Genomic DNA, 18,757 nt, shown 5'->3' on the forward strand with positions numbered 1-18,757 from the left:
GATCAGATATGTGTGGAATTCATGATTTAACAGAGAAAGATCTTCAACCGTTAACTTATACACCCGATTATCTTAATAAAATAAAAGGCATGCGTTTCTTTGATCCGCATGTGCATATGACCTCCCGTACTACCGACGATTATCAGGCAATGGCCGATGCCGGAGTGGTAGCACTCATTGAGCCCGCATTCTGGCTCGGACAGCCAAGAACCGGGGTAGATACCTTCCGCGATTATTTCAGCAGCCTGTTGGGTTGGGAGCGTTTCCGCGCTTCCCAATTTGGTATTAAACATTACGCTACCATAGGATTGAATTCCAAAGAAGCCAATAATGAAAAGCTGGCCGAAGCAGTAATGGAAATCCTGCCACAATTCATCTATAAAGAAGGAGTAGTGGGTGTGGGAGAAATTGGTTTCGATGATCAGACTGCACTGGAAGAAAAATATTACCGCGCACAATTGGAGCTGGCCAAAGAAGCCGGCCTGCCCGTGCAAATACATACCCCTCACCGCGATAAAAAGAAAGGAACCCAGCGTAGTATGGATATCGCCCTGGAACATGGTTTAGCGCCTCACATGATCATTGTAGATCATAACAATGAAGAAACAGTGAAGGAAGTACTGGATCGTGGCTTCTGGGCTGCGTTTACCATCTATCCGTTCACTAAAATGGGGAACGAACGCATGGTAGCGGTAGTGAAACAGTATGGAAGCGAACGGATCATGGTCAATTCCGCTGCCGATTGGGGTATCAGCGATCCGCTTGCCGTACCGAAAACAGCTGCCCTCATGCACGAAAGTGGTATTGACATGAATGACATTCATTTGGTAACTTACGCCAACGCTGTAAAAGCTTTTGCACAGAGCGGCCAGATTAACGAAGCGGATTTTGACTTAGCAGGAAATATCGATCAAAGTGAGAAATTTAACGGAAGCTCTATACTTCGGGGAGGACAACAGCCCCGGATCAATAAAAATACGACCATTATCCGGTAACAGCCAGACAGTATCATTTCTGCTGGCAATAAATCTTGAAAACCTGTTTACGCGGTGAGTTATATTGTTAGCAAATTGATAGGATATCTGCGCCTGATGAGGCCAGCCAATATTGTTACCGCCATCGCGGATATATTGGCCGGCGTGGCAATTTCCGGCTATTTCGTAAATGTTACATTCAGTACTGTTACACTCGATCTTACACTCCCCGTAGTTTGCCTTTGCCTGGCTACGATTGGTTTGTATGGAGGCGGTGTGGTGTTCAATGATGTATTTGATGCTGCACTCGATAAGGTAGAGAGGCCGGAAAGGCCTATCCCCAGCGGTGTTATTTCCAAAACGCAAGCCGTGATCCTGGGCGCTTACCTCCTGCTCGTGGGAATCCTCGCCGCATTTTCTGTTGGCCGCCTCACCGGCTGGGCCGGATGGCTGGCTATAGGCGTAGCCGCAAGCGCACTGGTATACGACAAATGGGGAAAACATCACAACTTCCTCGGGCCATTCAACATGGGACTCTGCAGGGGCCTCAACCTGCTGCTCGGGATCAGCATAGTACACGAAGCCCTCGCAACATACTGGTGGATGGGCCTGATCCCAGTCATTTACATAGCCGCTGTAACCAATATCAGCAGGGGGGAAGTACATGGTGGTAGCATCCGGAGCCTGCGCCTTACCGCATGCTGCTATGCCGGTGTTTACATCACCATGACCATACTCGCGATCTTACATGGCAAACTCCTGGCTGCATTGCCTTTTATCTTTCTGTTCGCAGTAATGATCAACAAGCCTTTGTTCCGGGCTATGAAAGATCCTTCCGGACCAAACATCGGCAAAGCCGTAAAAGGTGGTATCGTAGCCCTGATTGCCATGAACGCCGCCTGGGTAGCTGCTTTTGCCACCCAACCCTTTGCCATCGCCGTAATCCTGTTATTGCCGGTTTCCCTGTTGCTGGGAAAATTGTTCGCGATAACATAAAAACAGCGCGCCTATCGTAGAACTACGCAATCTTAAAATTCGTGGTTTCTACTGTTGCCACTATCCCATAAATTAAATTCCTTTGTATACCGATAAAGTTTCTATAGTCTAACCCCAAAAATAAGCTCCGATTCTTCGGAGCTTTATTCTTTATAGCAGCTTATTCTTTATGAAAAATCTCAATTTTCTGCGTACTTTTAGAAGCTATAGTTTTTTTGTCAGATGATGCGGAATTAGCCATGGAATATATTCAACAAAATTTCGATGTTAACTTTTCTTACGGGGTATTTTTTAGCAGCCACTTATTTGATCCTGCCAATAACTGCTTAGCTTCTTTCCTGGAGTCTAAAGCAGAAGATGCCTTTGTTAAGAAATTGCTTGTTGTCCTGGATGGCGGAGTAGCCGCTCACCACCCGGACCTGATCCAACAGATGAACACGTATTTCCGCAATGTGCGCGGATTTCAACTGGCACCGGAAATCGTTACCCTCAGCGGTGGCGAAAGCGTGAAGAACGACCTTGCCCATCTCTTTGAGGTGGTAGATGCGATCGATAAATATGGAATCGACCGCCACTCCTATGTGATCGGTGTCGGAGGTGGCTCTCTGCTCGATCTCGTGGGCTTTGCCGCTGCGATTTCTCACCGTGGTGTGAAACATATCAGGATTCCTACCACTGTGCTGTCGCAGAACGATTCCGGTGTGGGCGTGAAAAATGGGGTGAACTATAAAGGCAAGAAAAATTTCCTCGGTTCCTTTGCCCCACCCGCTGCGGTGTTCAATGATGAGGTATTCCTCACTACACTCGACTCGCGCGACTGGCGCTCCGGTATGGTGGAAGCGGTGAAGGTGGCGCTTATTAAAGATGCCGTATTTTTCCGTCGTATCGAGGAAAATGCGGTAATACTTACTGCCGGCGATATGCCTGCTATGAAAGAACTGATCTACCACTGTGCAGCCTTGCATGTACAGCATATCGGCGGCGCCGGTGATCCGTTTGAAAGCGGATCTTCCCGTCCACTCGATTTTGGCCACTGGAGCGCCCATAAGCTGGAACAACTCACCAACTTTGAACTACGCCACGGTGAAGCAGTAGCGATTGGTATTGCTGTTGATAGCGTGTACTCGTTCCTGTTAGGCTGGCTGCCGGAGAAAGATATGCAGCGGATTCTGACAGTGCTGAAACAAATGCAGCTGCCCATCTGGCATCCATTAATGGAAATGCAGGATGGCAAGCCATCTCCCGTGATAGCCGGACTGGAAGAATTCCGTGAGCATCTCGGCGGGCGGTTAACCATCTCACTGCTGAGGGCAGTAGGGAAAGGAGAGGAAGTCCATGAAATGAACCTGGAGCTACTGTATAAAGCAGTAGAAATCTGTAAAAATAATCAGTAATGAAAACAGCATTCGGGCATCTTAGCTATTGTACAAATATTCATCCCGGTGAAAACTGGGACGATCATTTCGCTCAGCTGAAGAAATATATACCGGCTGTAAAACAACAGGTATCGCCGGATCAGCCCTTCGGTATAGGCTTGCGCCTCGCTAACACCGCCAGCCTTGAGCTGAGCAAGGAACATAACCTGACCGCATTCCGGCAATGGCTGAAAGAAGAAGACTGCTATGTTTTCACTATGAACGGATTTCCTTACGGGGGCTTTCATAATGTAGTAGTGAAAGATCAGGTGCATGCACCCGACTGGACCAGCGCCGACCGTGTTGCTTACACCATCCGCCTGTTCAGGATACTGGCAGCACTGCTCCCGGAAGGGATGGAAGGCGGAATTTCCACCAATCCCCTGGGATACAAATATTGGTGCAACCGCTGTGAAGAAGAAAAAAACTCCTACACAGAAAGCGCAACCCTGAACATGTTGCTGGTACTGGAACAACTGGTACGCATACACAGAAATGGCGGCCCGCTGATGCACCTCGATATAGAGCCGGAACCAGATGGTATGATGGAAAATACCAGCGAGTTTATCAGCTGGTATTTCGAAAGTCTGCTGCCTGCCGGCATCCCTTTTTTAAAGGAGAAATTTAATGTAGACGACCAGGCAGCAGCTGATCTCATCAAATCGCACATCTGCCTGTGCTATGATGTATGCCATTTTGCACTGGTATACGAAGCCCCCCACAGGGTACTCGACCGCATCAGGCATTATGGTCTGAAAATAGGTAAACTGCAAATCAGCGCTGCGCTGAAAGCTGATATGCCCGCTGATCAGGACGCACGGCATAAAGTAACCGCCGCCTTCAGGCAGTTTAACGAGCCCGTGTACCTGCACCAGGTGATCGCCCGCCGCAATGATGGAACCTTTCTTCATTATCCCGATCTGCCCGAAGCATTGGCCGATGAAGAAAATCCGGATGTTACAGAATGGCGCTCACACTTTCATGTACCCGTTTTCCTCGACCGGTTCGATGTGTTGCAATCCACGCAGGAAGACATCAGGCAGGTGCTTGCCTTACAGCAGCAACAGCCGTTTACAGCACATATGGAAGTGGAAACGTATACCTGGGATGTATTACCTCCTGCATTGAAACAGGAAATGGCGGCGTCGGTTTCCAGGGAACTATTGTGGTGTAAGGAAACGCTCAACGCCTGAGCAGCCGGAAATAGCATCAGACTGTGCAATAGCATAAACCAGCTTGTTTTTTCCCGGGCTGAATTTTAGCTTTACGCCGGAATTGAATGGCCATAGAATCTATGAAAAAAACAGTAGTAATTGACGTTGTAGGGCTCTCTTCTTCATTGTTGGAGCACCTGCCTTTTTTAAAGGCTTATACACAACAACGGCACCTGGCAACGGTGAATCCTATGCTGCCTGCAGTAACCACTGCAGTACAGAGTACCTATCTTACCGGGCAATGGCCCAGTGAGCATGGTATTGTAGGCAATGGCTGGTACGACAGAACAGATGCGGAAATTAAATTCTGGAAGCAATCCAACAAACTGGTGGATGCTCCAAAAATCTGGGACCGCGCACGGAAACTGGATCCCTCCTTTACCTGCGCGCAAATGTGCTGGTGGTATAATATGTACGCCAATGTGGATTACTCGCTGACTCCCCGACCCAACTACCTCTCTGATGGTCGTAAAGTGCCGGATTGTTATACTACTCCATCCTCACTGAGAGATCACCTGACAGAACAGCTGGGACGCTTTCCACTGTTCAATTACTGGGGGCCTACCGCCAACATCAAATCTTCCCAATGGATAGTAGATGCTACTATCATCACCGATAAAATGTACGATCCTACACTCACGTTTGTATATCTTCCCCACCTCGACTACTGCCTGCAGAAATTTGGTCAGGATCCGGTACGAAATGCAAAGGAGCTGAAGGAAATCGATGATCTCTGTAAACAACTCATCTCTTATTACCAGCAAAAGAACTGTGAGCCCATCGTTCTCTCTGAATACGGTATCACCAATGTGAATAACCCGGTTCATCTTAACCGGATCCTCCGGCAGGAAGGCCTGCTGGCGCTCCGTGAGGAAAACGGATTGGAACTATTGGATGCAGGGGCATCCAAAGCCTTTGCAGTGGCCGACCACCAGCTGGCGCATATCTATATCAACGATCCTTCCTGCTATAAGAAAGTGCGCACCATACTGGAAAATGTTCCCGGTGTACAACTGGTGCTCGACCGGGAAGGGAAGAGGCAACATCAGCTGCATCATCCGCGTGCGGGGGATCTCATTGCGGTGGCCGATTCCAACAGCTGGTTTACTTATTACTACTGGCTGGACGACAAAAAAGCGCCGGACTTTGCCCGAATCGTCGACATTTTCCGTAAACCCGGATATGATCCGGTTGAGATGTTCATGAATCCGGCAGATCCATTTGTTAAACTGAAGGCTGGTTTTAAGCTGCTGAAGAAAAAACTGGGTTTCCGCTACCTGATGAACGTGATCCCGCTGGATGCTACCCTCATTAAAGGATCGCATGGCCGTTTGGAAGAAAACCCGATTTACCACCCGGTCGTGATCAGCCCCCGCGCGCTTTCCAAAACCAGTCTGGATGCAGTTGACGTATATGAAGTGATATGGAACCAGCTCACTGGTAAATAAATGGTATGTATAAATATAGCCTGACCCTGTTTACAGTATTATTGCTGGCGCTCAGCCTGCGGGCACAGGATACCGCCTTTCTCCGTTCCTTTAATCAGGAACGCCTGCAAACCACCCGCAATGCCATGCTGGTGCTGGGAGGCTGGTCAGTTGCCAATATAGCAGTCGGGCTCACGGCGATGGGCAACACAAGTGGAGAAGCGAAATATTTTCATCAGATGAACGCCATCTGGAATGGGGTGAACCTGGGCATCGCTATTGCCGGTTACTTCGGCAACCGCAGGCTCGATCCCTCCGGATATAATATGCAGCAAAGCATCCACGAACAAAATAAGATCGAGAAAATATACCTGATTAATGGTGCGCTCGATATCGCGTATATAATGGGCGGCCTCTACGCCCGGGAATACGGCAAAAACCAGTCGGGCAAAGAGCAGGACCGCTGGAAGGGATATGGTACTTCCATCATTTTCCAGGGAGGTTTCCTGCTGCTCTACGATATCGTTAATCTGAGCGTTCATCATCGGCACGGAAAAAAATTATACCATCGCTTTGATAATATGCAGCTGGGGCTGGGAAAGATTGCCGTCCGCTTCTGATAATAAGCAGTTCATAAAAAATTTTCCCCTTCCCTGATTTATTTTTCTACTTTCATGCAACCGATTGCTTTTTTGTCCAACCAACTATAAAACGAGTAAATCAATAATGTTGTTATGAAAAGAAGAGACTTTCTGAAAACCGGTGGTATGGCCGGTTTAGGAGCCGGACTGACGATCCTCAATTTTCCTGTTTTCGGGAAAAATGCGCCCAGTAACAAACTGGTGCTGGGTGTAATGGGAGTAAATTCCCGTGGTAACTGGCTGGCACAATGTGCAGCGAAGCTTCCCGGAGCGGAAATCGGCTATGTATGTGATGTGGAAGAAGGCGCTATTGCCAAAGGTCTCAAAGCTATAGCCGGCGCCCAGGACCGCAAACCGGAGGTGATTCGGGACATCCGTAAACTGCTGGAACGCAAGGATTTCGATGCCCTGTTTGTGGCTACGCCGGATCACTGGCATGCGCCTGCAGCCATCATGGCTACTGCTGCTGGTAAGCATGTGTATGTAGAAAAACCATGTGCCCATAATCCACATGAAGGCGAACTGCTGTTAGCTGCCGCAAAAAAATACAACCGCCTCGTACAAATGGGGAACCAGCGCCGCTCCTGGCCTAATCTGCAACAGGCCGTCAAAGAAGTCAAGGAACAACAGGTATTGGGTAAGGTATATTACGGGCGGGGATGGTATGTGAACAACCGGGCTCCTATCGGTATCGGGAAAAAAATACCGGTGCCGAATACCCTGAATTGGGATCTCTGGCAGGGACCTGCTCCGCGCCGCGATTACCTCGATAATATCGTGCATTACAACTGGCACTGGCGCTGGAATTGGGGCACTTCCGAAACCTGTAACAACGCCACTCATGAGCTGGACTGCCTCCGCTGGTTCATGGATGTTGAATTCCCGACCAAAGTTACTTCCGCGGGCGGACGCTATGCCTATCCTCAGGACGACTGGGAAACGCCGGATACGCAAACCCTCAACTTCGAGTTCGAAGGAGGAAAGGCCATCGCCTGGGAAGGCCGCAGCTGCAGCCCGTTTGAACTGGAAAACAGCGGCCGCGGATTCGCCCTTTTCGGCGAACATGGCAGCCTCTATAACTCAGGTGGCGATAGCTATAAACTGATTGATACAAAAGGAAAGGTTATCAAAGAAGTAAAACAGGCCGCTAATCCTAATCAGAGTGTAACCAATACCGTTAGTCCTGCCGGCGAATTTTACGATGCCGTTCACATCAACAACTTCCTGGAAAGTATACGGGGTAACGCTAAGCTGAATTCAGAAATCAATATCGGCTACCGCAGCAGCCTCCTTTGCCTGCTCGGAAATATCGCACAACGTACCGGTCATATCCTTCATACAGATCCCTCCAATGGTCATATCCTGAACGATAAAGACGCCATGAAGCTGTGGGAGCGGGAATACGAAAAAGGTTGGGCACCTAAGGTCTGACGACCGGCCTCATTCCGGTGGATTTTTTCAAAAATGATTGGAGATTATCCACCGGAATTATTAACTTTGCCTGCCTTGAAACCCCTTCTCCTATTAGGTTTATAGACTTTAAATAAATATAATAACTTGTTATGCCCCATAACTTTTAGTTATCTGTATTATTAATAATGTTCCCCTACTTTTGGCCAACTGTAATTTTTCGTAACCAACCACACCCACCAGCAATTTTACGTTCCGGAGGAATGAAAGAATGGAATTTATACACCAACCTGAACACCTGTCGGTATTACTGATAGGTTTAATCGTAGGATATTTGTCCGGTTTATTGGGCAAAGGCGGCAGCGCCATCAGCACTCCTGCGCTGCAGATCTTCGCGGGCGTAAACCCGTTTTATGCACTGGCATCTCCCCTGCCTGCATCTATTACGAGTACATTGTCTGCTACCGCGGTTTACAGCCGGGAAAAACTATTCAATAAGCGTGTGATACTGATAGGAGCCGGTTGCGGCATACCGGCAACGATAATAGGCTCCGTGCTCAGCAGCTACCTGCCGGGGAAATCCCTGATGATCATGACCGCCCTTTTCATTGTGTCTGTTGGTGGAACCCTGATGTATTCTTTTCTCAGGGCTAAAACATTGACCGAAAACCCGGTTAGCTGTGATGAAGTGCCCATGGGAAAACTGATAGCCGCTTCTTTGTTTATAGGCTTTTTGTCGGGGTTGCTGGCTAATGCAGGCGGTGTGCTCTTCAGCTCTTTCTTCATAAAAAAATTGAAAATGCCCATTAAGCAGGCTTTGGCCTGTGCAGTGGTGTTATCGGCATTGCTGTCGGTTCCCGGGGCGCTGACACATTGGTGGTTGGGGCACATTGATTGGAACATTGCGCTGCTGCTGGCGCTTACGGCGTTTCCGGCTTCCTGGCTGGGAGCAAAGACAGCCGTAAAAATGAAAACACCTGCCCTGGAAAAACTGTTTGCACTTACCCTGATCGTATTCGGCTTATACGATATCTTCTTTACTATCTGGAAATAATCAGCGCTTATGCGTGCGCTTTCATCTTATGAATGACTTCCTGCTCATAAGGAGGCAGGGTGCTCACGATGATTTCATAGGCGTTCTGCAGAAATGTTTCCAGTTCCTGCGAAGGCAACATATCTTCCTGTTTTAGCTGTACCCAGTGATAGCGGGCCAGATGAGGAGCCGGTACTATGCCAGGCCGGGAAATCAATTCATGAAACTGGCGCTGATTGCACTTGAAGGAAACCCGGTGTGGGGGATCCATGGAAATCATACAAAACAGCTTTTCGCCTACGTAAAAGCGCAGCTCATTGTCCCACTTTTGTTCAGTGATGACAGCCGGTAGCGAACGGCACATTTCAAGGGTGTGATCAAACATAGCAGCAGGTTTTTAAGAATATTATCAGATGCCGTTTTTTTACGACGGCTTGTGTCAAAAGTTTACTTGCACAGACTAACATATTTAAATATGAAGTATGTGTGGTTAACGCAATGCTGAGCTGTAAATAGTGAATGAAACTGCTCTATAAAAGTAGGAAATAAAAAGCAATACTGAATGTTAAAAAGAAGCGAAGCTTTTTTTCAAAAAAAGCTTACCCGGAACTGTATTAGATCTGTAGGAAGTTTGTTAATCATAATTTAATTCCGGGTAAGCGGAGGGTTATTGCCGGGCAGCCCAGCGGGCCATTTTTTGTTCCAGTACTGAAAGCGGCACACAGCCATCTTTCAGCAACTCGTCGTGGAAAGACGAGAGGTGAAATTTGTTGCCCAGCTCCGTAGTATACTTATTCCGTAGTTCACGGATCTTCAGTTCTCCGATCTTGTACGATAATGCCTGCGCCGGAATAGCCATATAGCGCTCTATTTCGGCGGTAGCTTCCTGTTCGGAGAGGGGTTCGTTATCCATCATGTATTTGATGGCCTGCTCCCGGGTCCAGCCTTTGGCATGCATACCCACGTCTACTACCAGGCGGATGGCGCGGTGTATTTCATCCGTCAGCCGGCCGAAGTACATGTAAGGATCTGTATAAAGACCCAGTTCCTTGCCCAGGCTTTCACAATAAAGGGCATACCCTTCGCCATAGGCCCCGATCCAGGAGAAGCGACGGAATTTAGGCAGGGAATCGTTTTCCTGCTGCAGCGAGATCTGGAAATGATGGCCGGGAATGGCTTCGTGCAGGAACAGGCATTCCATACCGCTATAGGGGAATTCCGCTGCATTCAGGATCGGTACGTAGAATACACCTGGACGGGTACCATCTGCACTGCCCTGTATGTATTCCGCGGAAGCAGATGCAGCCCGGTAGGCCTCTGTCTGGCGTATCTCGAAAGGCGTTTTAGGCAGATGTCCATACATTTTTTTCACGCCGGGCATGATCTTGTTTTCAATGGCTTTGAAAGAATCCAGGATGGCTGCCGGGGTTTTGAAGATGCGTAGTTTTTTATCACTTCTTACAAAAGCAAAAAAAGCTGGCAGGTCTCCTTTAAAGCCGGCATCGCTTTTAACCGTTTCCATTTCCCCGCGAATACGCGCCACCTCTTTTTCGCCGAGGGAAAATATTTCTTCCGGGCTAAGATTGGTGGTTGTCCAGCTTTTGATCAGAAACGCATAGTAAGGCTTTCCATCCGGGATGCCCTCTATTCCGCTGCTGGTGCGGGCTTTAGCCAGGTATTCGTCTTGCATGAACTGGTGCAGCTTCGCGTAGGAAGGCAGTATATATGTTTCAATAGCATTGGTGTAATCCTTTACCAGACCGGCTTTGTCGGTTCCGCTGATAGCCGCTGGTATGGCTTTCAACGGAGAATAATACACGTTGGCGGCGGTATCTTTTTTTGCCAGATCGGCCAGCTGCGGCAGGGTTTTCACCACCAGGCTTCCTGGCAGTACATATCCGGTTGCCATACCACGGCGCATATTAGCGATGGCGGTATCGGTCCAGGCAGCGAAGCCTTTCATGCGACTGATGAAGTTGTGGTAATCCTTCACTGTTTTGAACGGCTGGGCAGAGGTGCCGGAGCCATACTGGGCCAGTGTCAGCGGCAGGCAGGTGAATTGTTGTACCGGCATCAGGTTGTCGTGGAACGAAAGGGCTTCCCGGTTGATATCAAATTCCCGCCTCAGCATATCGTAGGTGATACGGTCGTTGCCGGAAAGTGCCGCTGTATCAACTGTCTTGATAGCCTGCTGATAGCGGGCATAAAAAGAATCCAGTCTGGCCCGGTAGCTGTCGCTGATATCAGCCGGCAGCTGATCGTTGTATTGATTTTCCCCGTTTTGGGTGGCCTGCACGGGATTGAGTGCCATGTTTTCGTCGTAGTAACGGGCGGCCAGGTGGTGCAGTGAATCCTGGGTAGCGCCGGAACCGCCGTGGCCGGGCTGCTGACAAGCACCCGCCAACATAGCTCCCAGTAGCCAGAAGTAGCCTTTTTGTTGTAACATGTTCATATAGAAGGGTTGTGTATCCTTAGTAAATTACCGCTTTCCGGAAGAAAAAAAGCATTCCGAAGAATCGGAATGCTTATTTAGAACAGTGAACAATGAAAAAAAAGATAAAAAATATTATTTAAGGACTTTTATCTTGATGCTTTTGAAAGAGACTTCGTTACCATGGTCCTGTAAAAGGATGTGCCCTTCAGGCCACAGGCCAAAATTCTTCCAGTTTTTGTACTTGCTGATAGCTATCAGATCCTTGAAAGCCTGGGAGCCACGCTCATATTCAAGTACTTTGAATCCGTTTAACCAGTGCTCTACGTGGTTATTTGGATACACAATAATACGACCTTTGTTCCATTCTCCAATGGGATTAATAGCCCGTTTTTCCTGTTTTCTTGTCATGAGGTCGTAAAGACTTGCTAATGTGCGGTTTCCATCGCGTCCCAGCTTCGCATCCGGATGTTTTTCATCATCCAGAATCTGGTATTCCAGGCCTATCGCCGACTTGCCACCGGTTTCATATGTTTCGCTAACGAAGTATTTGACACCGCTGTTAGCGCCCGGCGTGAGTTTGAACGTAAATTCCAGCTCGAAAGCGCTGTATTGTTTATCAGTGATGATATCGCCACCACTGCCTTCTTCATTTCCATTGGAATGCTCAATGGTAAGTATACCATCCTTCATCACCCATCCGGCGGTCGGGAAATCCTTTTTATACACGCCTCTCCAGCCTTTGCTGGATTTTCCATCCCAAAGCAGCTGGTAGCCGTTTTTCTTTTCCTGACCAGAAACATCGTTATCCACATTATTCACTACGAAAATATTGTCGTAGGGAGAATATTGTGAGGCAGCAGGGTTTTCGATGATACGGAGGTTTTTCCAGTAGATGTTCTTGTTATCATCAGCTGCATTTTTCCCGATACCATGTACCTGGAGGGCAATAAAGCCTTTGGGCAGCGCGGTATCCACCAAGTGGGCGGCAGGCACGCCGTTCACCCAGGTGCGCATCTCATTGCCCCGGCACTCGATACGGTACTTGTTCCAGCCATCTTTCTTAAAGGCTTCTTTCGCAGTCGGGTTCAGCTCCAGCGGATACTGCCAGCCCCTGCGGCCTTCTTCATAAATACCCCCGCTCCATTTGCGGTCGGATGGATCAATTTCCATCTGGTAGCCAAACACACGGCCATTCTGGTAGTCGGACCGGCTTTGGCTGCGGAACTGGATACCGGAATTGAATTCCTTACCCAGCTTAAATTCCAGCTCCAGGATAAAGTTGCCATACTCCTTGTCTGTGGCCAGGAAGGAATTAGGCGTATTCATCACCGTGGTGCCCACAATTTCACCATCTTCTACATGGTACTTCGCTTCACCTCCCAGCTGTTTCCAGCCTTTCAGGTCCTTACCATTGAAAAGCTGCTTCCACTGCGCTTTCTGCGCAAAAAGGCCTCCGTACATACACAGCAGGGAGCCACATAAGAGAATCGTCTTTTTCATAAAAAAAAAGGAATGAGGTGACCAAAATAAACAATGAAAATGATTTTTACAACCGATTGCAAAGAATTGATCTTTTTATTTTTTTAAAAAAAGAAGCTACTCCCCACAAGGTCGCCTTTTAGACGTACTATAAATAAAAATATTCATGCAAACGATTGCAAAATTCCAAAATTGTATTATTTTGTTACCCGAAGAACTAAGTAGCGAATTGCCAAAATCTAACTTGGATCCAAAATCTGATTTTAATCCAGCCCTTTAATCCACAATTACATAAACAACGTTATGAAAAAAACTTGTTCACGTCTTCTATGTATGATAGCATGCTTGCTATTTTATCAATTTTCCCCCGGACAGGGGAAGCCCATTACCGTTGAAGGCAATGTACTCGATGCCCAGAAAATGCCATTGGTAGGGGTAACTATTGCTATTAAAGGCAAAAATAGCGGTACCCAGTCGGACCCCAAAGGCCATTACCGGCTCCAGATAGCCGATCCCGCCAATGCCGTACTGGTATTCACTTTTATCGGTTACGCAGCACATGAAGAACCTGTTAATGGTCGTGCAATCGTTTCCATAGTAATGGGAGAGGATCATAAAAAACTCGACGAAATTGTAGTAGTCGGATATGGTCAACAGCGGAAGAAAGATGTAACCGGCGCCATCTCTACCGTAAGCGCAAAGTCGATACAGGATGTACCTGTAACCAACCCCCAGCAGGCTTTACAAGGCCGCGCACCCGGTGTGGAAGTTATTAATAACAGCTCCAAGCCTGGAGATGAGCCACAGGTACGTATCCGCGGCTCCCGCTCCCTCAACGCCGGAAACGATCCCCTCTATGTAGTAGACGGAATTCCTTACGCCGGCAGCCTCAATGATATCGGCACGGGAGTAATACAATCGATGGATATTTTGAAAGACGCCTCCGCCACTGCCATTTATGGATCCAGGGGCGCCAATGGCGTGATCCTCGTAACTACCCAACGTGGCAAAGAAGGAAAACCCATGGTGTCGTACAGCGGATCCTATGGCATCGTTCATCAGCTGGGCGAAACGGATATGATGCATGCTTCCCGCTTCATTGAAATGCGCCGCGAAGCTTACCGCACTATCGGGAAATATGATAATAGTAATCCGGATGCTTCCGATCAGAAAATCTTCAACTCAACGGAATATGCCAATATCAAGAAAGGTGTGGATGTAGACTGGCAGAAACTCATGATTTCACAGGGATACCAGACTAACCACGGCGTAAACGTTTCCGGCGGCTCTGATAATACCAGGTATAACATCGGCCTGGGATACTTTAAAGACCAGGGTGTATTGAAGCTGCAGAGTTACGAACGTTACAATTTTAATATGTCCCTGGATCAGCGTATAGGCGACAGGGTTAGAGTGGGAGCCACCTTGCTGGGTTCATACAGTCTTCGCAATGGTGAAACTTACAACGGTATCGACAACGCGCTGAAAATGCTGCCTATTGCGGCGCCATATGACGATAACGGTAAACTGATCACCTACCCGACCGGCGATAACCAGCAGCCCAACCCGCTGCTCGACTATGTAGATGGTAACCGTGTTGAACTGATGAAACGTTTGCGTGTATTCACCAGTTTATACGGAGAAGTGGAAATTATCGACGGATTGAAATATCGCCTCAATGTGGGGCCGGATATTCAATCCTATAACTATGGCCTGTTCCAGGGGAAAAATAATACCAACCTCCTGATCGGCGGCGGCGATGCAACTGCTACCAAAAGCAATGCCTCCGTAATTGCCTACACGATTGAAAATCTCCTTAATTATAATAAACTGGTGAAGAAACATAATATCGGGGTAACCGGCCTGTATAGCGTACAGCGCCAGACTACCGATATTTCAGGCGCCAACGTAAGAGGTATCCCCATTGAATCCCAGCAATACTATAACCTCGGACAGGCACTCAATGTGACCGGATTGAACAGCAGTCTTAGTACATGGACGATCCTCTCTTACATGGGCCGCGTGAACTATGGTTACGACGATCGTTACCTGTTAACACTGACGTTACGTGCCGATGGTTCTTCCCGTTTTGCACCCGGAAAGAAATGGGGGTATTTCCCTTCCGTGGCAGTGGGCTGGAACATCATGAATGAAGCGCCTTTCAAAGGTCAACATGTGATGGATAACCTGAAACTCCGTGCCAGCTACGGCCGTATAGGCAACACCGGTATTAATCCATATGCTACACAGGGCGCCCTGCAAAGGATTCCGTATTCATTCGGAAATAAAGGCGTACTGGGCTATGTGCCCTCCGACCTGCGTAATCCTTCCCTTACCTGGGAAACAACTACTTCTGCAGACATTGGGCTCGATTTCGGCTTTTTCAATGGCCGTATCAGTGGTGTGATAGAATGGTATAATCAGCGTACTACTGATCTGTTGATGCCGCAAACGCTGCCTTACAGCAATGGTTTCAACCAGGTACTGATGAACCTGGGTACCAGCCGGAACAGGGGCCTGGAAATTGGCATCTCTGCTACCGTGATCGATAATCCCAATGGATTCTCCTGGAAAATGGATGTTAACTATTCCCGCAACCGGTCCAGGATTTTGTCGCTCGGCGATGGAAGATCAGCGGATATTGGTAATGCCTGGTTTGTTGGTCAACCTACCTATGTATACTACGACTTTAAAAAGATCGGTATCTGGCAGGATAAAGATGCTGCACTGGCCGCCAAATATGGGGTGAAGCCAGGGGAGATAAGATTGGAAGATGTGAATAAGGATACCGTAATCGATGCCAAGAACGATCGCCAGATCCTGGGTGCTCCTGAAGCGAAATGGCAGGCAGGAACTACACAGCGTTTTTCCTATAAAGGTTTTGAATTATCGGTGGTGGCGTTTGCACGTTGGGGAAGTATGATTAAGAGCGATTTCTACTCCAACTACAACACCCTGTTTGGTCGTTATAATAACCTGGATGTTAATTATAACACACCATCCAATCCTTCCAACGATTTCCCGCGGCCGAATGCCAATCAGGAAAGGCCGAGCAACTATCAATCGCTCAGCTATTTTGATGGTTCATTCTTCAAGATCCGTAACATCACCCTGGCTTATTCCTTGCCGGATAAAGTGGTTCGCAACTGGTCGATGCGGGATCTGCGCTTTACCGTAGGTGTGAAGCAGCCATTGATCCTGGCGCCTTATCGTCAGAAATGGAAAGGAATTGATCCGGAAGATGTGAATGTGATCGGTATCGATGCACCTGCCACCTGGATGCTGCAATTCGGTATAAATGCGAAGTTTTAAATCTCTAAAAGAAAAACGTTATGAAATATATAATTCCCGCCATGTTGCTGCTGTCGCTGGCCACAGCCTCCTGTAATAAGATGCTGGATGAAAAGGTAGTGACCAATGCAACAGACGATTTTTTCAATACCAAAGCTGGTTTCCTGACAGCCGTAAATGGTTCGTATGTATCTATGCGCAACTTTTATAGCACAGAAAGAGGCATCACGCTGACGGAAACAGGTACCGATATCGTCACCAACGGATCCGATGGTAACTACAAATTTACCAGTCAATATACCTCGCAGCTGGATTCGCGTTACGATCACGTAAGAGAGGTGTGGAACAGCTTTTATCAGACCCTCAATACCTGTAACGTGGCGATCACCCGTGCAGATAAGATCACGGACCTCGACGATGCTTCCAAAAAGAAAGGAGTAGCAGAAGCTAAATTCTGCCGTGCGCATTATCATTTTGTGCTGATGGAGATGTTTGGTGCTATTCCTTTAAGTCTGAAGGAAAATACCCAGATATTGCGGGACGCGCATCGCGACTCCGTATCAGCTGTGTATAACGCCGTAATCAACGATCTGCTGGATGCAGAAAAGGATCTGCCCGTAACGCAATCAGAATGGGGGCGTGCAACGAAACCGGCCGCAGAGCACCTGTTGGCCAGGGTATATCTCACCAGGGCCTCTTCATCACAGGCACAGGCAACAGACTATGCGAATGCGGCCAAATACGCCGATATGGTGATCAAAAATTACGGCTTCAAACTGTTGGACGATCCGGGCCAGGTATGGGCGCAGGGTAAGGAAAACAATAATGAAACCATCTGGGCTGCGCAGTACACTACCGATCCGCTTTATAATTCCAGTGATAATAATGCCTGCCGCTTTTTCCTGATGCAATACGATGTGTTGCCCGGCATGAAGCGCGATCTGCCCAATGGTACGCCATGGAAGCGTTTCAGGCCAACGCGTTTTTTGCTGGACACACTGTACAAAGACCGTGTGCACGATACGCGTTATGAAAAATTCTTCACTACCGTATGGTTCACCAACGCGCCTACTTCTACGCTGAACCTGGGCGATACAGCTGTTTACCTGCCGGGATACGATGTACCGGCATCCGTTATTGCCAGCAAAAAATACATGCTGGTACCACCGAGATTATATACCGAAAAGCTGTATCCGTCTCTGAACAAATTTGCAGACGCCTTGCGGCCTGATAACCAGGCATCCGGTGTACGGCCGTTTATCTCCTTCCGCCTGGCGGAAACATACCTGATAGAGTCGGAGGCGATGCTGATGCAGGGCAATGCCCAGGCAGCAGCCGATCTGGTAAACGTAGTGCGGTTAAGAGCGGCACGCGTGGGCGCCACTGATGCTGAAACGCAGGCAAACCGCACTGCCATGAAAGTTGGCCCTGCCGACATGACGATCGACTTCCTCCTGGATGAAAGAGGCCGTGAGCTGGTGGGAGAGGAAATGCGCTGGTTTGATCTTGTCAGAACTAACAAACTCCTTGAAAGGGTACGCCTGCATAATGATGAAGCCCGCGCCAACATCAAGCCTACACATGTACTACGCCCTATTCCGCAGGATCAGATTGACAGATCTGTGAATGGGTTCCCACAGAATCCGGGGTATTAATAGAATTACGAATTAGGAATTACGAAAATGCCGGGGAGATAGTAGCGAAGTTGATCTTCGCATTTACTATCTCTCCGGCATTTTCGTAATTCCTAATTCGTAATTTCTTAAATTCGGATCCTTGAACCCAAAAACTACCTTTTATGGCACAAAAGAAAATTCTCCTGCTGACCGGCGATTTTGCAGAAGATTATGAAACCATGGTTCCTTTCCAGATGTTGCAGATGGTGGGCCACGATGTACACGCTGTTTGCCCCGATAAGGCGGCTGGCGATAAGGTGAAGACGGCTATCCATGATTTTGAGGGAGATCAGACTTATACCGAGAAACCCGGACATGGTTTTGTACTCAATGCCACTTTCAATGATATTTCAGGAAAAGATTATGACGCACTGGTAATTGCCGGTGGTCGTGCGCCGGAGTATCTGCGGCTGAATAAAAATGTAATTGAACTGGTAAAGCATTTTTTTGCTGAAAATAAGCCAGTGGCAGCTGTTTGTCATGGTATTCAGATTCTTACCGCAGCAGATGTGGTGAAAGGCAGAAAACTGACGGCTTATCCGGCGGTAGGCCCCGAAGTAACTGCCTCCGGCGGCACCTATGTATCCGTAAACGTTTATGAAGCGGTGACCGATGGCAACCTGGTAACAGCTCCGGCCTGGCCAGCTCATCCGCAGTGGATCGCTGCGTTTCTGCAGGTATTGGGTACTAATATCATATTATGATAATCTATATAAATAATTAATTACGAGCTGGATAGCGAAACTTGAAATTATCTTTATTGGGAT

At 48.1% G+C, this 18,757-nt stretch carries 14 protein-coding genes; 11 read left to right on the top strand and 3 right to left on the bottom strand.

Translation table 11 applies throughout. The features are described from left to right. Window positions 1-8: 8 nt before the first annotated feature. The 8 genes from UNH61_RS00320 to UNH61_RS00355 all read left to right on the top strand — a co-directional run bounded on the left by UNH61_RS00320 (window position 9) and on the right by UNH61_RS00355 (window position 9,131). Window positions 9-995 (top strand): TatD family hydrolase, encoded by a 987-nt coding sequence (locus UNH61_RS00320; protein ID WP_326990106.1) that lies wholly within the window; start codon window positions 9-11, stop codon window positions 993-995. A gap of 54 nt (window positions 996-1,049) precedes the next feature. Continuing rightward, window positions 1,050-1,970 (top strand): UbiA-like protein EboC, encoded by a 921-nt coding sequence (gene eboC, locus UNH61_RS00325; protein ID WP_326990107.1) that lies wholly within the window; start codon window positions 1,050-1,052, stop codon window positions 1,968-1,970. 239 nt (window positions 1,971-2,209) lie between these two features. After that, a complete protein-coding gene (locus UNH61_RS00330; protein ID WP_326990108.1) occupies window positions 2,210-3,364 on the top strand; it encodes a 3-dehydroquinate synthase in 1,155 nt (384 codons plus the stop codon). Further along, window positions 3,364-4,578, top strand: a complete 1,215-nt coding sequence (eboE, locus tag UNH61_RS00335; protein WP_326990109.1) for a metabolite traffic protein EboE — start codon at window positions 3,364-3,366, stop codon at window positions 4,576-4,578. The genes UNH61_RS00330 and eboE overlap by 1 nt, the downstream gene beginning before the upstream one ends. A 101-nt stretch (window positions 4,579-4,679) precedes the next feature. After that, window positions 4,680-6,047, top strand: a complete 1,368-nt coding sequence (locus UNH61_RS00340) for an alkaline phosphatase family protein (RefSeq protein ID WP_326990110.1) — start codon at window positions 4,680-4,682, stop codon at window positions 6,045-6,047. A gap of 5 nt (window positions 6,048-6,052) precedes the next feature. Continuing rightward, entirely contained in the window at window positions 6,053-6,646 is a 594-nt protein-coding gene (locus UNH61_RS00345) for a hypothetical protein (RefSeq protein WP_326990111.1), read from the top strand. 114 nt (window positions 6,647-6,760) lie between these two features. Continuing rightward, window positions 6,761-8,098: a Gfo/Idh/MocA family oxidoreductase gene (locus UNH61_RS00350; RefSeq protein ID WP_326990112.1), complete on the top strand. Its 1,338-nt coding sequence runs from the start codon at window positions 6,761-6,763 to the stop codon at window positions 8,096-8,098. A 250-nt stretch (window positions 8,099-8,348) separates the two neighbouring features. Beyond that, window positions 8,349-9,131 (top strand): sulfite exporter TauE/SafE family protein, encoded by a 783-nt coding sequence (locus tag UNH61_RS00355; protein WP_326990113.1) that lies wholly within the window; start codon window positions 8,349-8,351, stop codon window positions 9,129-9,131. 7 nt (window positions 9,132-9,138) lie between these two features. Here UNH61_RS00355 and UNH61_RS00360 read toward each other — a convergent pair whose 3' ends face one another. The 3 genes from UNH61_RS00360 to UNH61_RS00370 form a co-directional block, all read right to left on the bottom strand. After that, window positions 9,139-9,495 carry an MmcQ/YjbR family DNA-binding protein gene (locus UNH61_RS00360; RefSeq protein ID WP_326990114.1) on the bottom strand — a complete coding sequence of 119 codons (357 nt, stop codon included), beginning with the start codon at window positions 9,493-9,495 and terminating at the stop codon, window positions 9,139-9,141. Between the two features lie 282 nt (window positions 9,496-9,777). Continuing rightward, window positions 9,778-11,562, bottom strand: a complete 1,785-nt coding sequence (locus UNH61_RS00365; protein ID WP_326990115.1) for a DUF885 domain-containing protein — start codon at window positions 11,560-11,562, stop codon at window positions 9,778-9,780. Between the two features lie 114 nt (window positions 11,563-11,676). Continuing rightward, entirely contained in the window at window positions 11,677-13,044 is a 1,368-nt protein-coding gene (locus tag UNH61_RS00370) for a DUF1080 domain-containing protein (RefSeq protein ID WP_326990116.1), read from the bottom strand. A 312-nt stretch (window positions 13,045-13,356) separates the two neighbouring features. Here UNH61_RS00370 and UNH61_RS00375 point away from each other — a divergent pair, with 312 nt between their 5' ends. The 3 genes from UNH61_RS00375 (at window position 13,357) to UNH61_RS00385 (ending at window position 18,694) form a co-directional block, all read left to right on the top strand. Further along, on the top strand, window positions 13,357-16,335 hold the full coding sequence (locus UNH61_RS00375) for a TonB-dependent receptor (protein WP_326990117.1): 2,979 nt from the start codon (window positions 13,357-13,359) through the stop codon (window positions 16,333-16,335). A gap of 20 nt (window positions 16,336-16,355) precedes the next feature. Further along, a complete protein-coding gene (locus UNH61_RS00380; RefSeq protein WP_326990118.1) occupies window positions 16,356-17,969 on the top strand; it encodes a RagB/SusD family nutrient uptake outer membrane protein in 1,614 nt (537 codons plus the stop codon). Window positions 17,970-18,112: 143 nt separating this feature from the next. Beyond that, on the top strand, window positions 18,113-18,694 hold the full coding sequence (locus UNH61_RS00385) for a DJ-1/PfpI family protein (RefSeq protein WP_326990119.1): 582 nt from the start codon (window positions 18,113-18,115) through the stop codon (window positions 18,692-18,694). Window positions 18,695-18,757: the final 63 nt, after the last annotated feature.

This window comes from Chitinophaga sp. 180180018-3 (genome assembly GCF_037893185.1).
Lineage (GTDB): Bacteria > Bacteroidota > Bacteroidia > Chitinophagales > Chitinophagaceae > Chitinophaga.

What these genes read in the sequence shown, in the direction of transcription:
- UNH61_RS00320 (WP_326990106.1), top strand. Translation starts at nt 9, where the DNA reads ATGTGTGGAATTCATGATTTAACAGAGAAAGATCTTCAACCGTTAACT.
- UNH61_RS00355 (WP_326990113.1), top strand. Translation starts at nt 8,349, where the DNA reads ATGGAATTTATACACCAACCTGAACACCTGTCGGTATTACTGATAGGT.
- UNH61_RS00370 (WP_326990116.1), bottom strand. Translation starts at nt 13,044, where the DNA reads ATGAAAAAGACGATTCTCTTATGTGGCTCCCTGCTGTGTATGTACGGA.
- UNH61_RS00385 (WP_326990119.1), top strand. Translation starts at nt 18,113, where the DNA reads ATGGCACAAAAGAAAATTCTCCTGCTGACCGGCGATTTTGCAGAAGAT.
- UNH61_RS00350 (WP_326990112.1), top strand. Translation starts at nt 6,761, where the DNA reads ATGAAAAGAAGAGACTTTCTGAAAACCGGTGGTATGGCCGGTTTAGGA.
- UNH61_RS00330 (WP_326990108.1), top strand. Translation starts at nt 2,210, where the DNA reads ATGGAATATATTCAACAAAATTTCGATGTTAACTTTTCTTACGGGGTA.
- UNH61_RS00345 (WP_326990111.1), top strand. Translation starts at nt 6,053, where the DNA reads ATGTATAAATATAGCCTGACCCTGTTTACAGTATTATTGCTGGCGCTC.
- UNH61_RS00380 (WP_326990118.1), top strand. Translation starts at nt 16,356, where the DNA reads ATGAAATATATAATTCCCGCCATGTTGCTGCTGTCGCTGGCCACAGCC.
- UNH61_RS00340 (WP_326990110.1), top strand. Translation starts at nt 4,680, where the DNA reads ATGAAAAAAACAGTAGTAATTGACGTTGTAGGGCTCTCTTCTTCATTG.
- UNH61_RS00365 (WP_326990115.1), bottom strand. Translation starts at nt 11,562, where the DNA reads ATGAACATGTTACAACAAAAAGGCTACTTCTGGCTACTGGGAGCTATG.
- UNH61_RS00360 (WP_326990114.1), bottom strand. Translation starts at nt 9,495, where the DNA reads ATGTTTGATCACACCCTTGAAATGTGCCGTTCGCTACCGGCTGTCATC.
- eboE (WP_326990109.1), top strand. Translation starts at nt 3,364, where the DNA reads ATGAAAACAGCATTCGGGCATCTTAGCTATTGTACAAATATTCATCCC.
- UNH61_RS00375 (WP_326990117.1), top strand. Translation starts at nt 13,357, where the DNA reads ATGATAGCATGCTTGCTATTTTATCAATTTTCCCCCGGACAGGGGAAG.